The following is a 13,870-nucleotide window of genomic DNA, read 5'->3' as shown; positions in this document are numbered from 1 at the left end:
ATGACGAGCACGACCGAGCAGTTCGCCGAGTTCGCCGACGTCTCGGCGACCACCCTGCTGCGCTTCGCCACCGCCGGCTCCGTCGACGACGGCAAGTCGACCCTGGTGGGCCGCCTGCTGCACGACTCCAAGTCGGTCCTCACCGACCAGCTGGAGGCCGTCGAGGCCGCGTCCCTCAAGCGCGGTCAGGAGGCGCCCGACCTGGCGCTCCTCACCGACGGTCTGCGGGCCGAGCGCGAGCAGGGCATCACCATCGACGTGGCCTACCGCTACTTCGCCACCGCCCGCCGCCGCTTCATCCTCGCCGACACCCCCGGCCACGTGCAGTACACCCGGAACATGGTCACCGGCGCCTCCACCGCCGAGCTGGCCGTCGTCCTGGTCGACGCCCGCAACGGCGTGGTCGAGCAGACCCGCCGGCACGCCGCCGTCGCCGCGCTGCTCCGCGTCCCGCACGTGGTCCTGGCCGTGAACAAGATGGACCTGGTCGACTACCAGGAGCCCGTCTTCGCCGCGATCGCCGAGGAGTTCACGACGTACGCCTCCGAGCTCGGCGTCCCGGAGATCACCGCGATCCCGATCTCGGCGCTCGCCGGCGACAACGTCGTGGAGCCGTCCGCGAACATGGACTGGTACGGCGGCCCGACGGTCCTGGAGCACCTGGAGACCGTCCCGGTCAGCCACGACCTGACGGGCTGCCACGCGCGCTTCCCGGTCCAGTACGTGATCCGCCCGCAGACCGCCGAGCACCCGGACTACCGGGGTTACGCCGGTCAGATCGCGGCCGGCGCCTTCCGCGTCGGCGAGCGGATCACCGTCCTGCCGTCGGGGAAGACGTCCACGATCAGCGGGATCGACGCGCTCGGCACCGGTCTCGGATCGAACACGGCCGTGGACATCGCCTGGGCCCCGCAGTCCGTCACGATCCGGCTCGCCGACGACATCGACATCTCGCGCGGCGACCTGCTCGCGCCGGTCGGTGACGCCCCGGCGACCAGCCAGGAGATCGAGGCGACGGTCTGCCACGTGGCCGACCAGCCGCTCGCCGTGGGCCAGCGGGTGCTGCTCAAGCACACGACCCGCACGGTCAAGGCGATCGTCAAGGAGATCCCCTCGCGGCTGACCCTGGACGATCTCTCCCAGCACCCGAACCCCGGGCAGCTGGTCGCCAACGACATCGGCCGGGTCGTCGTGCGCACCGCCGAGCCGCTCGCGCTCGACGCGTACGCGGACTCGCGCCGTACCGGTTCCTTCCTGCTGATCGACCCGGCGGACGGCACCACGCTCGCGGCGGGCATGGCGGGCGAGTCCTTCGCCACCACCAAGGCCGTCGCGGTCGTCGAGGACGAGGAGGGGTGGGACTTCTGATGTTCCAGGACATCTACGCCACCTTCGCCAAGGAGGGTGGTCGCGTGGGCGGCGGCACCCTCGGCACGGGCCAGGGAGGCGTCGCGCGATGTTGCGCGCCGACCTCCACGCACCGCGCGAGCGGTGCGACGCGGCTCCACCTTCTCCACCCCGAACGACATAGACGCAGACTTCGCAGAAGTTGAATCGAGGGGACCACTTCCCGTGCCTGCCACCACCCGTACCACCCTGCGCCGCAGCCTCACCGCCGCCACCGTCCTGCCGCTGCTGATCGGCGCGCTCGCCTCCTGCGGCTACGGCTCCGAGGCCAAGACCGACGAGAAGAAGGTGGCCGCCGAGGGCGCGAAGCTCTCCGCCGACACCGTACGGCTCGGGTACTTCCCCAACCTCACGCACGCCACCGCGCTCGTCGGTGACCAGGAGGGCATCCTCCAGAAGGAGTTGGGCGGCACGAAGCTGGTGCCCACCACCTTCAACGCCGGCCCGTCCGAGATCGAGGCGCTGAACGCCGACTCGATCGACATCGGCTTCATCGGCCCCTCGCCGTCCATCAACGGCTACGTCAAGACCAAGGGGTCCAACCTCCGCATCATCGGCGGTTCGGCCTCCGGCGGCGTGAAGCTCGTGGTGAACCCGGCGAAGATCAAGACCCTGGACGACCTCAAGGGCAAGAAGATCGCCACGCCGCAGCTCGGCAACACGCAGGACGTGGCCTTCCTCAACTGGATCTCCGAGAAGGGCTGGAAGGTCGACGCCCAGAGCGGCAAGGGCGACGTCTCGGTGGTCCGCACGGACAACAAGGTGACCCCGAACGCCTACGCCTCCGGCGCCATCGACGGCGCCTGGGTGCCGGAGCCGACCGCGTCGAAGCTGGTCAGCGACGGGGCGAAGGTCCTGCTCGACGAGTCCGACCTGTGGCCGGACAAGAAGTTCGTCATCACGAACATCATCGTGTCGCAGAAGTTCCTCAAGGCCCACCCGGACGTCGTCGAGGCCTTCCTGCGCGGCGCGGTGAAGACCAACGACTGGATCAACGCCAACCCGGACAAGGCGAAGGCCTCGGCCAACGCCAAGCTGAAGGACCTCTCGGGCAAGGCGCTGGGCGCGAAGGTCATCGACTCCGCGTGGCCGTCCATCCAGTTCACCAACGACCCGCTGGCGGCCACGCTCCAGTCCCAGGCCGACCACGCGGTGAAGGCCGGTCTCCTGGAGAAGCCCGAGCTCGTCGGCATCTACGACCTGAAGCCGCTCAACAAGGTCCTGAAGGCCGCGGGTCAGCCCGAGGTCGCCGACGCCGGTCTCGGCGTCAAGTAACCAGACGTCAGACACCAGTGCAGCAGCCCGAGTTCAGCTTCACCAGGAGGTGACGACCATGGCCACGACCGCGACGCTCGCCAAGGCCGAGGACCGTGCGGCGGTGACCCATGCCGCCCGTATCGAGCATGTCTCCAAGTCCTTCGGCGGCCCCGCCGGCGGACAGCTCGTCCTCGACGACATCTCGCTCGACGTCGCCCCCGGCGAGTTCGTCACCCTCCTGGGCGCCTCGGGCTGCGGCAAGTCCACGCTGCTCAACCTGGTCGCCGGGCTCGACCGGCCGTCCGCGGGGTCCATCGAGACCCCCGGCGGCCGGCCGGCCCTGATGTTCCAGGAGCACGCCCTCTTCCCGTGGCTCACCGCGGGCAAGAACATCGAACTGGCCCTGCGGCTGCGCGGGGTGGCCAAGGCCGAACGGCGCCCGGAGGCCGAGCGGCTGCTCGACCTCGTCCGGCTCCGCGGCTCGTACGGCAAGCGGGTCCACGAGCTGTCCGGCGGCATGCGCCAGCGGGTCGCGCTGGCGCGCGCGCTCGCCCAGGACAGCGACCTGCTCCTCATGGACGAGCCGTTCGCCGCGCTCGACGCCATCACCCGGGACGTGCTGCACGACGAGCTGACCCGGATCTGGCGGGAGACGAAGGTGTCGGTGCTCTTCGTCACCCACAACGTCCGCGAGGCCGTGCGGCTGGCCGAGCGCGTCGTCCTCCTCTCGTCCCGACCGGGCCGGATCGCCCACGAGTGGACGATCGACATCCCTCAGCCGCGCCGCATCGAGGACTCCGACGTCGCGGAGCTGTCCCTCGAGATCACCGAGCACCTGCGTGGGGAGATCCGCCGTCATGGCCAGCACTGACACCACTCCAAAGACGCCGAAGGCACAGAAGGCCGACGACCTCGCCGGTCTGGAAGCCGGTCTGGACGCCCTGGACAGCGTGCAGATCCGGCGGACCCCGGTCCGTGAGGTCCTGCTCAAGAAGGTGTTCCCGCCGTTCCTCGCCGTCGCGCTGATCCTGGTCGTGTGGCAGCTGCTGGTCTGGGGGAAGGTCACCGACGAGTACAAGCTCCCCGCCCCGTCCGCGGTGTGGGACAGCCTGACCACCATGTGGCTGGAGGGCACGCTCCTCGACGTCCTGTGGACCAGCGTGTCCCGGGCCCTGCTCGGCTTCCTCATGGCGCTCGCCATCGGCACCCCGCTCGGTCTGCTGGTCTCCCGGGTGAGGTTCGTGCGCGCGGCGATCGGCCCGATCCTCTCCGGGCTCCAGTCGCTGCCCTCGGTGGCCTGGGTGGCCCCGGCCGTGCTCTGGCTCGGCCTGAACGACAGCATGATGTTCGCGGTCATCCTGCTCGGCGCCGTCCCGTCGATCGCCAACGGCCTCGTCGCGGGCGTCGACCAGGTCCCGCCGCTGTACCTGCGCGCCGGCAAGACGCTCGGTGCGACGGGGCTCAAGGGCGCCTGGTTCATCGTGATGCCGGCCGCGCTGCCGGGCTACCTCGCCGGGCTCAAGCAGGGCTGGGCGTTCTCGTGGCGCTCGCTGATGGCCGCCGAGATCATCGCCTCCTCCCCCGAGCTCGGGCTCGGCCTCGGCCAGCTCCTGGAGAACGGCCGCAACAACATCGACATGGCGGGCATCTTCCTGGCGATCATCCTGATCCTGGTCGTCGGCATCGCCATCGACCTGCTGATCTTCAGCCCGCTGGAGCGTGCGGTGCTGCGCCGCCGCGGACTGCTCACGAAGGGCTGAGCCGCACCATGAACAGGCCGGTCCTCCTCGTCATCGCCCACGGCAGCCGCGACCCGCGGCACGCGGCGACCGTCCAGGCGCTCGTGCGCCGGGCCGGCGCGCTGCGGCCGGGGCTGCGCGTGGAGACGGCGTTCCTGGACTTCAACCTGCCGTCGGTGACGGGGGTCCTCGACCGGCTCGCCGCCGACGGGGTACGGGACGTGGTGGCGCTGCCGCTGCTGCTCACCCGGGCCTTCCACGCGAAGGCCGACATCCCCGCCGTCCTGCGGCAGGCGCCCCGACGCCTGCGGATCCGGCAGGCGGAGGTCCTCGGACCCTCGCCGCTGCTGATCGCGACGGTGGAACGGCGGCTGTACGAGGCCGGGCTCACGCCCGGCGACAGGAGCGCGACCGGGGTCGTCCTGGCCTCGGCGGGCTCCACGGACCCGGAGGCGATCGCGGTGATCGCAGAAACGGCGCGGGAGCTGCGGCGCACCGGTTGGTGCTCCGTGCGGCCCGCGTTCGCCTCCGCTGTGCATGCCGGGGGCTTCCCCCGTACCGAGGAGGCCGTCCGGGCCCTCCGTACCGACCCGGGCGTCCGGCGGGTGGCCGTCGCCCCGTACGTGATCGCCCCGGGCAGGCTCCCGGACCGGATCGCCGGCGGCGCGGCCGGAGCGGACGTCCTGGCGGACGTCCTCGGCCCCTCCCCCGAACTGGCCGCGCTCCTCGTGGAGCGCTACGACGGCGCGGTGCGCGCCTCGGAGCGTGTGGCCGCGGCCGCCGTCTAGTCGGAGCCGCCTGTCGGAGCCGTCTGTCGAAGCCGTCTAATCGAAGTCGAGACCGCCCGTGCGGGTCCTCTTCAGCTCGAAGAGGTCGGGGTGGGCGGCCAGGGCGCGGAAGTGGTCGAAGAGTTCGGCGGCCTTCTCGCCGCGCGGGATCGCGCGGAGGACCGGGCCGAACCAGACCGTGCCGTCGACGTGGATCGTCGGCGTACCGACGTACGCCTCGGCGGCGGGGTCCTTGCCCGCGTCGTGACTGCGGCGGACGGCCTCGTCGTATGCCGGGTCGTGGGCGGCCTCGGCGAGTGCGGCGGGGAGGCCGAGTTCGGTGAGGGATTCGGCGACCACCGTGCCGAAGTCCTTCTGCTTCTTCTCGTGGATGCGGGTCCCGTACGCGGTGTAGAGCGGGCGCAGGATCTCCTCGCCGTGCTGCTCGGCGGCGGCGGCCGCCACGCGCACCGGGCCGATCGAGGCGTCGACGAGCTCGCGGTACCAGTCGGGCAGGGTGTTGCCCTCGTTGTGGAAGTACAGGCTCATGACCTTGAAGCGGAGGTCGATGGGCCGGTGGCGTTCGACCTCGAGCATCCAGCGGGAGGTGATCCAGGCGAAGGGGCAGGCGGGGTCGAAGTAGACGTCGACGGTGGTGCGGGGCTCGGTCGCGGTCGCGGTGCTCGTCATGCGACTGAATCTAGCCAGCGGGTGGCCCGTCGCCCTGGGCCAATCCACGGTGGGTGGAGTGGGCCACCTGGCTCTCAGTCCTCGTGGGTCATCTCGACGAGCTTGACCACCGTGTTCCAGTTCCGGGCCGTGGCCACGAGCCCCTTGACCACGGCCGGGCGGGTGACCACGTCGCCCAGCCGGGACCTGCCGAGGCCCTCGGGGACGTAGAGGTAGAGCACGCGGTCGCCGAGGGCGAAGTCCTCCGGCAGGTACGTCGCCCGGTCGATCGCGGCGAAGCGGCCGGGCTCGGCGGGGCCCGAGTAGTAGATGGCGTGGAGCTGTTTGCCCTCCAGCTCGGCGGCCGGGAAGGGGCAGGCCTCGGCGACGGCCGCGAGGTACTCGCCGTCGCGGACGAGGCAGTCGACGCGGAAGCCGAAGCGGCGCTCGATCGCGTCCTCCAGCTCGGTGGTGAGGTCGCCCTCGGAGGCGGGCGAGTCCGTGGTGAAGACGGCGTTCCCGCTCTGGAGGTACGTGCGGACGTTCCGGTGGCCGAGGCCTTCGAGGACGGAACGGAGCTCCGCCATGGGGACCTTGCGGTGTCCGCTCACGTTGATGCCGCGCAGCAGGGCCGCGTACGTCGTCGCCATGGCTTCACCTTAGGCGGCCACCGCGCCTCGTGGGGGGCGGCACGGTGGCCGGTTCGAACACTCTCCGATGGGAGTGATCCGGGAGAAGACCCTTCACCCATCTGTGACTTATTCAACAAGGTTTCGTAATGACGAATCCATCATTTGCGGTAATAGCGGGCGAGGACCCGGTTGCCGTCGTCCACCAGCCGTCTGCGCAGCTCGGCGGCGTCGATGGCCCCGCTGTAGTACTCCTGGAAGGCAGGGGTCGCCACCTTGTCCTTCCATTCCGGATATCCGCGCACGGACTGCGCGGGGGCGGGCCGCAGCCGTTCGGCGACCTCGGCGCCGGTCGCCCAGCCGTCCCGGGCTGTGTGCAGGGAGGGGTCGGCGAGCGCGGCCGTGCCGGTGGGCAGCATCCAGTCGCCGCGGGCGAGCCGCACCATGTTCTCCGGCCGCAGGAAGAAGTCGAGGAAGGCCATCGCCTCCTTCTTGTACGGGCTGTCCTCGGCGATCGACAGGGTCTGCGGGGAGACGCCCTGGGCGAGCCCCTCGCTCCCGGCGGGGGCGGGCAGCACCGTCCACTCGAAGCCCTTGGGCGCCTGCTGGGCGATCTGCTGCCGGTAGGCGAAGCCCAGCGGGACCATGGCGTACTTGCCGGCGAAGAAGCCGGGCAGGGTGTCGGAGCCGCCGCTGCCGAGCGTGGTGCGCGGGGCGGTGCGGTCGACGACGACCTGGTCGTGGATGGTGCCGGTGACGACGGCGTCCGCGTCGGTGAAGTCGACGGTGATCCGGCTGTCCGCGCCCCGGTGGAAGAGGCCCCCGCCGGCCGAGACGCCGAGGTTGAGGCTGACGGAGACGGGCTCCTTGAGCGGCCAGGCGACCGCGTACCGGTCGGGTCCCATGAAGGTGGTGAGGTCCCGGGCGATCTGCCGGAACTCGGTCCAGGTCCAGGGCTTCTCGGGGGTGGGGACGCGGACGCCGGAGGACTCCAGGATCTTCCGGTTGGCGATGATCACGCGGGGTTCCTGGAGGAAGGGGACGCCGTAGACGCCGTCGCCGAAGGTGGTGGTCCGCCAGCTGCGGGCGGGGATGTCGGCGCGCAGCCGCTCGGGCAGCAGCGGGCGCAGATCGGCGAGGTCGCCGCCGTAGGCGAAGTCGGCCAGGTCGTCGGAGGCGTCGTGGATGATGTCGGGCGCCTCGCCGCCCTCGAGGGAGGTGAGGAGCTGGTCGTGGACGGAGTCCCAGCTGCCCTGGACGTAGTCGACCTGGACGTCGGGGTGGGCGGCGTTCCACTCCGCGACGAGCTGCTTGTTGGCGTCGACGGACTCCTTCTGCCAGGCGAGGGACTGGAAGCGGAGCCGTACGACGCCGTCGTCGGGGCGCTCGTCGCCGGCGGCGCAGCCGGTGAGGAGCAGCGCGAGCGCGGCGGTGAGGGTGAGGAGCCGTCGTCTCATCACTTCACCGCCCCGGCCAGCATGCCGCCGGCGATCCGGCGTTGGAGGACGGCGAAGACGACCAGGGAGGGCAGGGTGGCGAGGAAGGCCGCGGCGGCCAGGGGGCCGAGGTCGGCGACGCCCTCGGCCCCGAGGAAGTGGGTGAGGACGACGGGCAGGGTCTGCTTCTCGGGGGTCTTGAGCAGGACGAGCGCGAAGAAGAACTCGTTCCAGGCGGTGACGAAGGCGAAGAGGGCGGTGGCGACGATGCCGGGGACGAGCAGCGGGGCGGTGACGGAGACGAGGGTACGGAGCCGGCCGGCGCCGTCGACGGCCGCGGCCTCCTCCAGTTCGGCCGGGACGGCCTTCACGTACCCCATGAGCATCCAGAGGGCGAAGGGCAGCGACCACACCACGTAGACCATGACGAGGCCGGGGACGCTGTTGACGAGGTGCAGGTTCTTGAGGATCAGGAAGAGCGGGATGATCACCAGGACGAAGGGGAAGGCCTGGCTGATCACGACCCAGCCGGTGGCCGCCGTGGCGAGCCGGCCCTTTTGGCGGGCGGTCACGTAGGCGAGCGGGGTGGCGACGACGACCGCGATCAGGGCCGCGGCGAGCGCGGCGACCAGGCTGTTCCCGGCCGCCCTGAGCAGGGGCTGCTCGGCGAAGGCCTGCCGGAAGTTGGCGAGGGTCGGCTCCTCCGGGATCCAGGTGGGGTGGAGCGAGGCCAGTTCGGGGGCGGGCTTGAAGGCGGTGGAGATCAGCCAGAGGAAGGGGAAGGCGAGGAAGACCAGGTAGGCGAGGAGGGCGAGGTACTGGCCGATCCGCGCGGGTCTGCTCGTCCGGAGGGCGCTCACCGGTCCTGGGCCCCTTTCAGCCGGCGTACGAGGGAGAGGGCGATCAGCACCGAGACGGCGGCGACCATCACGCAGCCCATCGCGGCGGCGTAGCCGAACTGGCCGTAGCGGAAGGCCTCCTCGTAGGCGAAGAGCATGGGGAGCCGGGTCCGGCCGCCCGGTCCGCCGCTGGTCAGGACGTAGACCAGGGCGAAGGAGTTGAAGTTCCAGATGAGGTTGAGCGCGGTGATGGCGAGGGCCACGGGTCTCAGCGCGGGCCAGGTGACGGTGCGGAAGCGGCGCCAGGCGCCGGCGCCGTCGAGGGCGGCGGCCTCGTGGAGTTCGCGCGGGGTGTTCTGGAGTCCGGCGAGGAGGGCGACGGTGGTCTGCGGCATGCCGGCCCAGACGCCGACGACGATCACGGCGGGGAGCGCGGTGGCGAGTCCGGAGAGCCAGTCGTGGCCCTGGCCGAGGCCGAGGTCGCGGAGGGTCTCGTTGAGGATGCCCGCGTCGGGATTGTAGACGAGCCGCCACATGATGCCGACGACGACCTCGGGCATCGCCCAGGGGACGATCGCGAGCGCCCTTGCCAGCCAGCGGAAGCGGAGCTTCTGGTCGAGGAGGAGGGCGAGGCCGAGGGCAAGGAGGAACTGGGGGACGGTGACGCCGACGGCCCAGACCAGGCCGATGCGGAAGGAGTCCCAGAAGAGGGTGTCGTGGAGCAGGTCCTGGAAGTTGAGGGTGCCGACCCAGCGGGTGGCCTGGGTGCGGCCGGACTGGGCGTCGGTGAAGGCGAGCGCGATGCCGTAGAGCAGCGGGCCGACGCTGAGGACGAGGATCGGCAGGAGCGCCGGGAGCACCAGGAACCAGGCGCCGAAGTCGGGCCCCCGGGGGCGTGCCGGGCGGACGGTCCGCGGTGTCCGCGTCCCGCCCGGCCGCTTCGTCGCGGTCGCCGAGCTCATCGATCCGACCCCCGTCTGCCGGTGCCGCGCCGGTGGGAACCCCGTCATGGTGCTGACGGATCGTGAGGCCGTCAAGGCGGCCTGCGCGGCGACTTGGGGGTGGCGTGGGGATCGGGCCGGGCTCGGCCGGATGCGAGACTTTGGCTCAAACGCACAGGTAGGGAGAGGTCGATGGACGAGGCGCGGGCGCGGGAGATCCTGGCCGCGGCGGGGCTGCCGGTCGCGGAGGCGCGACTGCTGGCACTCGGGGAGAACGCGGTCTTCGCCGTGGGTGACCTGGCGGTGAAGGTCGGCAGGGACGCCGAGCTGTTCGAGCGGGCCGAGCGGGAGGTGGCGCTGTCCGCCTGGCTCGTCGAGGCGGGGGTCCCGGCTCCGCGGGCCGCCGAGGAGAAGCCGCGGCTCGTCGACGGGCACCCGGTCTCCTTCTGGCACCGGCTGCCCGATCCGGTCCGGCCCGCCGAGCCGCGTGATCTGGCCCCGCTGCTGCGGGTCGTGCACGCCCTGCCCGAGCCGCGGGGGTTCGCGCTTCCCCGGCGTGAGCTGCTCGGCGGCGTCGAGCGGTGGCTGCGGCTCGCGGGCGAGGCGATCGACCCGGCGGACGCGGCCTTCCTCCGGGAGCGGCGCGACGCCTTCGCCCCGGCGGCCGCCGCGCTCGCCCCGCGTCTGACGCCGGGCCCGATCCACGGCGACGCCCTCCCCCGGAACGTGCTCGTCGGCCCGGACGGCCCGGTCCTGATGGACCTGGAGACGTTCTCCTCCGACCTGCGCGAGCACGACCTCGTGGTGCTCGCCCTCTCCCGGGACCGCTACGGCCTGGACCCGGCGGCCTACGACGCCTTCACCGAGGCGTACGGCTGGGACGTCCGGGAGTGGGAGGGGTGTGCCGTGCTGCGGGGCGCGCGGGAGACCGCGAGCTGCGCGTGGGTGGCCCAGCACGCGCCGACGAACCCGAAGGCACTGGCCGAATTCGAGCGGCGGGTGCGCTCGCTGCGGGACGCCGACCCCGAGGTCCGCTGGTACCCGTTCTGACATCATGTCCGGGCCGGGCGACCGGCCCGGATCCCTCTGTCGAACGGGGTGTTGCGATGCGCGTGGAACTGTCCGAGGTGACGCTCGACGTCCAGGTGAGCGGCGAGGGCCCAGCCGTCCTCCTGCTGCACGGCTTCCCCGACAGCCATGACCTCTGGCGCCATCAGGTCCCGGCGCTGACCGCGGCCGGTTTCTCCTGTGTCGCGCCCACCCTGCGGGGCTTCGGTGCCTCGGACCGGCCGGAGGGCGGCCCGGAGGCGTACCACCCGGGCAAGCACGTCCGCGATCTCGTCGAACTGCTCGCCCGTCTTGAGCTCGACCGGGTCCATCTGGTCGGCCACGACTGGGGTTCGGGCATCGCCCAGGTACTCGCGCAGGTCGCGCCGGACCGGGTGCGGAGCCTGAGCCTGCTGTCGGTGGGGCACGTGGGTGCGATCCGGGCGGCGGGCTGGGAGCAGCGGCAGCTGTCCTGGTACATGGTGCTGTTCCAGTTGGCCGGGGTGGCCGAGGACTGGCTCGCGCGGGACGACTTCGCCAACTTCCGGGAGATGCTCGGGGAGCACCCGGACGCGGAGGCCGTCCTCGAACCGCTGCGCGCGCCGGGCGCGCTGACGGCCGCGCTGAACATCTACCGCGCGGGCCTGCCGCCCGAGGTCCAGTTCGGCCCCGACTTCGCGCTGCCGCCGCTGGCGGAGTCGATCCCGGTGATGGGCGTCTGGTCGAAGGGCGACCGCTTCCTCACCGAGCGCTCGATGTCGGGCACGAGCGAGTTCGTCGCCGGGCCGTGGCGCTACGAGCGCGTCGAGGAGGCGGGGCACTGGCTCCAGCTGGACCGTCCGGAGAAGGTCAACGAGCTGCTGCTCTCCTTCTTCAAGGAGAACTCCTGAGGCACGGCCCCTCAGGGCACCCAAGGGTGCCTGAGGGCGGCTAAGTCGCCGCCATGACCGCCGGGCGCAGGGGCCAGGTGGACTCGATGACCGCTTCCGATTCGCCCTTGCGGCGCAGGAAGGCCTGGAAGTCCTCGGCCCAGACGCGGTACCAGGCGATCTGGCGCTGGTGGAGCTCGGCCGGGTCCAGCTCGGCGACCTGGCGGTGCCGCTCGGCTATCGCGACGGCGACGCGGACGGCGGCGAGTGCGTCGGCCGCGGCCTGGTGGGCGGCTTCGAGGACGACGCCGTACTCCCCGCAGACCGCCTCCAGGGTCCGCTTGCCGCGCCGGTAGCGGTCGACGGCCCGGTCGATCGTGTACGGGTCGACGACCGGGCCGATGTCGACGCCGCCGAGCCGCTCGCTCAGCGAGGGCAGTCCGTGGCGGCGCAGCTCGGCGGAGAGCAGCGTCAGGTCGAAGGAGGCGTTGTACGCCACGATCGGGACACCGTCCTCCCAGTACGCGGCGAGGGTCTTCGCGATCTCTTCGGCGACCTCGCGCACCGGCCGGCCCTCGGCCGCCGCGCGCTCGGTGCTGATGCCGTGGATCGCGGAAGCCTGCTCCGGGATGCGGATGCCCGGGTCGGCGAGCCAGTCCCCCCGTCGTACGACGTGTCCCCCGCCGTCGACCTCGATGATCGAGGCCGTGACGATACGGGCCTCCAGCGGATCGGTGCCGGTCGTCTCCAGGTCGAAGCCGACCAGCGTGTCGCCGTGCCAGGCCATCGGGTCCTCCTTACGTGATCTCCCCCGTGGTGGTGACCACCCTCGCACGCACCACTGACAACGCCTCTGGGCGGTGGTCAGGAGACCGGCCGGGAGTCGAGCCACACGGACTCGAACTCCTCCCGGTATGTCTCGAAAAGTCCGTGTTCGCCGTCGCCGCTCTGCTGACCGTGGCGCACCACGCTCCGGCCGCCGCCGCGCAGGACGAGGACCGGCGCCTCCATGCCGCGGGCCTTGCGCAGATAGGACTGCACGACGCCCACCCCGTCCGGGCCGTCGCCGTCCACCAGGTACGCGGTGAAGCGGGGCGTCTCGTCGAAGACGTGGATCTGGAAGGCGCCCGGGTCGCGCAGCTTCGACCGCACCCGGCGCATGTGCAGGATGTTCATCTCGACCGAGCGGCTCAGCTCGCCCTTCTTGAGGCCGAGTTCCCGCTCGCGCCGCTTGACGGCGCTGCTCGCCGGGTTGAGGAAGAGCAGCCGCGTCCGGCAGCCGGACTCGGCGAGCCGGACCATGCGGCGCCCGGAGAAGTTCTGCACGAGCAGATTGAGACCTATGCCGGTGGCGTCGAGACGGCGGGCCCCGCCGAAGAGGTCCTCGGCGGGCAGCTGCCGCTGGAGGCGGACCCGGTCGGGATGGACGGAGACCACGTCCGCGTACCGGTCGCCGACGAGGTCCTCGACCGCGTCCACGGGCAGCCGATCGGCGGACGGCACCCCGGCCCCGCTGCCGAGGATCTCCAGGAGCCGCGCCGACGCCCGCTCGGACTGCGCGAGCACGGTCAGCGAGAGCGCCCGGTTGCGGGAGACGACATTGCGCGTGACCTCCAGCTCGTCCAGGGCGAGTTCGACGTCGCGCCGGTCGTCGAAGTAGGGCTCGAAGCAGGGCCAGTGCTGCACCAGCAGCTCGCGCAGCTGCGGCAGCGTGAGGAAGCTCAGCACGTTGTCGTCGGCCGGGTCGAGCAGATAGCCCTTGCGCCGCGAGACCTCGCGCACGGCGACGGCCCGCTGCACCCACTCCTGGCCGGCGGGACCGGCCGCGGCCACGACCCACTCCTCGCCGTGCACGGGTTCGTACACGGGCCGGAGGACGGCCGCGACCACGGCCCGCAGCCGCTGTTCGACCAGGTTCAGCCAGATGTAGGCGCGTCCGGCGCGCTGCGCGCGGGTGCGCACCTCGCCCCAGGCCTCGGCGCCCCAGTCGAGTTCCGCCCCGATCTCCACCGGCCGGGCGACGGAGACCGTCCCGGGCGGGACGACCGTGCCCGGCGGGACCACCGCGCCGGGGACGGTCGTCCCGGGCGGCACCTCGGCGGGGTCGGCCGGGCCCCCCTCGTGACCCGCGTCACCTGGGGGCAGCTCCAGACCTCCCGAGCTCACCCGCGCACCGCCTTCTGCTCCTGGAAGCCCGTTTCGACCCATCCGACAACGATCAAGGAAGGGTACTCCGCGAGCGGGAGGCGGTGCAGCAGGATCGCCAGGCT

General features: G+C 71.9%; 14 protein-coding genes. 7 read left to right on the top strand and 7 right to left on the bottom strand.

Annotated features, from left to right (window positions below):
- The 5 genes from ACFWWU_RS26190 (at window position 1) to ACFWWU_RS26170 (ending at window position 5,191) form a co-directional block, all read left to right on the top strand.
- Window positions 1-1,368: a sulfate adenylyltransferase subunit 1 gene (locus ACFWWU_RS26190; protein WP_384148314.1), complete on the top strand. Its 1,368-nt coding sequence runs from the start codon at window positions 1-3 to the stop codon at window positions 1,366-1,368.
- Between the two features lie 204 nt (window positions 1,369-1,572).
- Window positions 1,573-2,682 (top strand): aliphatic sulfonate ABC transporter substrate-binding protein, encoded by a 1,110-nt coding sequence (locus tag ACFWWU_RS26185; protein ID WP_384148312.1) that lies wholly within the window; start codon window positions 1,573-1,575, stop codon window positions 2,680-2,682.
- A 58-nt stretch (window positions 2,683-2,740) separates the two neighbouring features.
- Complete coding sequence (locus tag ACFWWU_RS26180; protein ID WP_384148310.1) at window positions 2,741-3,535, top strand: ABC transporter ATP-binding protein; 795 nt, start codon at window positions 2,741-2,743, stop codon at window positions 3,533-3,535.
- The gene (locus ACFWWU_RS26175) at window positions 3,522-4,424 is read left to right on the top strand and encodes an ABC transporter permease (protein ID WP_384148308.1); all 903 of its coding nucleotides are present in this window, start codon (window positions 3,522-3,524) and stop codon (window positions 4,422-4,424) included. Before ACFWWU_RS26180 ends, ACFWWU_RS26175 begins: the two co-directional genes overlap by 14 nt.
- 8 nt (window positions 4,425-4,432) lie before the next feature.
- Window positions 4,433-5,191, top strand: coding sequence for a sirohydrochlorin chelatase (locus ACFWWU_RS26170; RefSeq protein WP_384148306.1), 759 nt, complete (start codon window positions 4,433-4,435; stop codon window positions 5,189-5,191).
- A 36-nt stretch (window positions 5,192-5,227) separates the two neighbouring features.
- Here ACFWWU_RS26170 and ACFWWU_RS26165 read toward each other — a convergent pair whose 3' ends face one another.
- The 5 genes from ACFWWU_RS26165 to ACFWWU_RS26145 all read right to left on the bottom strand — a co-directional run bounded on the left by ACFWWU_RS26165 (window position 5,228) and on the right by ACFWWU_RS26145 (window position 9,705).
- Window positions 5,228-5,860 carry a DsbA family protein gene (locus ACFWWU_RS26165; RefSeq protein WP_384148304.1) on the bottom strand — a complete coding sequence of 211 codons (633 nt, stop codon included), beginning with the start codon at window positions 5,858-5,860 and terminating at the stop codon, window positions 5,228-5,230.
- A gap of 74 nt (window positions 5,861-5,934) precedes the next feature.
- On the bottom strand, window positions 5,935-6,489 hold the full coding sequence (locus tag ACFWWU_RS26160; RefSeq protein WP_384148302.1) for a DUF1697 domain-containing protein: 555 nt from the start codon (window positions 6,487-6,489) through the stop codon (window positions 5,935-5,937).
- 140 nt (window positions 6,490-6,629) lie between these two features.
- Window positions 6,630-7,925: an ABC transporter substrate-binding protein gene (locus ACFWWU_RS26155; protein WP_384148300.1), complete on the bottom strand. Its 1,296-nt coding sequence runs from the start codon at window positions 7,923-7,925 to the stop codon at window positions 6,630-6,632.
- Window positions 7,925-8,764, bottom strand: coding sequence for a carbohydrate ABC transporter permease (locus ACFWWU_RS26150; RefSeq protein ID WP_384148298.1), 840 nt, complete (start codon window positions 8,762-8,764; stop codon window positions 7,925-7,927). Before ACFWWU_RS26150 ends, ACFWWU_RS26155 begins: the two co-directional genes overlap by 1 nt.
- Complete coding sequence (locus tag ACFWWU_RS26145; protein WP_384148296.1) at window positions 8,761-9,705, bottom strand: carbohydrate ABC transporter permease; 945 nt, start codon at window positions 9,703-9,705, stop codon at window positions 8,761-8,763. The genes ACFWWU_RS26150 and ACFWWU_RS26145 overlap by 4 nt, the downstream gene beginning before the upstream one ends.
- A gap of 171 nt (window positions 9,706-9,876) precedes the next feature.
- On the opposite strand from ACFWWU_RS26145, the gene ACFWWU_RS26140 reads away from it, so the two are divergent.
- A complete protein-coding gene (locus tag ACFWWU_RS26140; protein WP_384148294.1) occupies window positions 9,877-10,734 on the top strand; it encodes a phosphotransferase enzyme family protein in 858 nt (285 codons plus the stop codon).
- A gap of 56 nt (window positions 10,735-10,790) precedes the next feature.
- Window positions 10,791-11,621, top strand: a complete 831-nt coding sequence (locus ACFWWU_RS26135) for an alpha/beta fold hydrolase (protein ID WP_384148292.1) — start codon at window positions 10,791-10,793, stop codon at window positions 11,619-11,621.
- 40 nt (window positions 11,622-11,661) lie between these two features.
- Here the strand turns inward: ACFWWU_RS26135 and ACFWWU_RS26130 are convergent, their stop codons facing one another.
- Together ACFWWU_RS26130 and ACFWWU_RS26125 are read right to left on the bottom strand one after the other, a co-directional pair.
- Window positions 11,662-12,387 (bottom strand): 3'-5' exonuclease, encoded by a 726-nt coding sequence (locus tag ACFWWU_RS26130; protein ID WP_384148290.1) that lies wholly within the window; start codon window positions 12,385-12,387, stop codon window positions 11,662-11,664.
- Between the two features lie 77 nt (window positions 12,388-12,464).
- A complete protein-coding gene (locus ACFWWU_RS26125) occupies window positions 12,465-13,766 on the bottom strand; it encodes an SAV2148 family HEPN domain-containing protein (RefSeq protein ID WP_384148288.1) in 1,302 nt (433 codons plus the stop codon).
- Between the last annotated feature and the right edge of the window lie 104 nt (window positions 13,767-13,870).

Origin of the sequence: Streptomyces sp. NPDC058650 (genome assembly GCF_042717315.1) — a bacterium.
In the GTDB taxonomy this organism is placed as follows: Bacteria; Actinomycetota; Actinomycetes; order Streptomycetales; family Streptomycetaceae; genus Streptomyces.
The sequence above is the reverse complement of the archived record's forward strand: the minus strand, read 5'-3'. Positions and strand labels throughout refer to the sequence as shown.

Excerpts from the sequence above, each read along its gene's own strand:
- ACFWWU_RS26190 (WP_384148314.1), top strand. The coding sequence starts at position 1 with ATGACGAGCACGACCGAGCAGTTCGCCGAGTTCGCCGACGTCTCGGCG.
- ACFWWU_RS26180 (WP_384148310.1), top strand. The coding sequence starts at position 2,741 with ATGGCCACGACCGCGACGCTCGCCAAGGCCGAGGACCGTGCGGCGGTG.
- ACFWWU_RS26175 (WP_384148308.1), top strand. The coding sequence starts at position 3,522 with ATGGCCAGCACTGACACCACTCCAAAGACGCCGAAGGCACAGAAGGCC.
- ACFWWU_RS26170 (WP_384148306.1), top strand. The coding sequence starts at position 4,433 with ATGAACAGGCCGGTCCTCCTCGTCATCGCCCACGGCAGCCGCGACCCG.
- ACFWWU_RS26165 (WP_384148304.1), bottom strand. The coding sequence starts at position 5,860 with ATGACGAGCACCGCGACCGCGACCGAGCCCCGCACCACCGTCGACGTC.
- ACFWWU_RS26160 (WP_384148302.1), bottom strand. The coding sequence starts at position 6,489 with ATGGCGACGACGTACGCGGCCCTGCTGCGCGGCATCAACGTGAGCGGA.
- ACFWWU_RS26155 (WP_384148300.1), bottom strand. The coding sequence starts at position 7,925 with ATGAGACGACGGCTCCTCACCCTCACCGCCGCGCTCGCGCTGCTCCTC.
- ACFWWU_RS26145 (WP_384148296.1), bottom strand. The coding sequence starts at position 9,705 with ATGAGCTCGGCGACCGCGACGAAGCGGCCGGGCGGGACGCGGACACCG.
- ACFWWU_RS26140 (WP_384148294.1), top strand. The coding sequence starts at position 9,877 with ATGGACGAGGCGCGGGCGCGGGAGATCCTGGCCGCGGCGGGGCTGCCG.
- ACFWWU_RS26135 (WP_384148292.1), top strand. The coding sequence starts at position 10,791 with ATGCGCGTGGAACTGTCCGAGGTGACGCTCGACGTCCAGGTGAGCGGC.
- ACFWWU_RS26130 (WP_384148290.1), bottom strand. The coding sequence starts at position 12,387 with ATGGCCTGGCACGGCGACACGCTGGTCGGCTTCGACCTGGAGACGACC.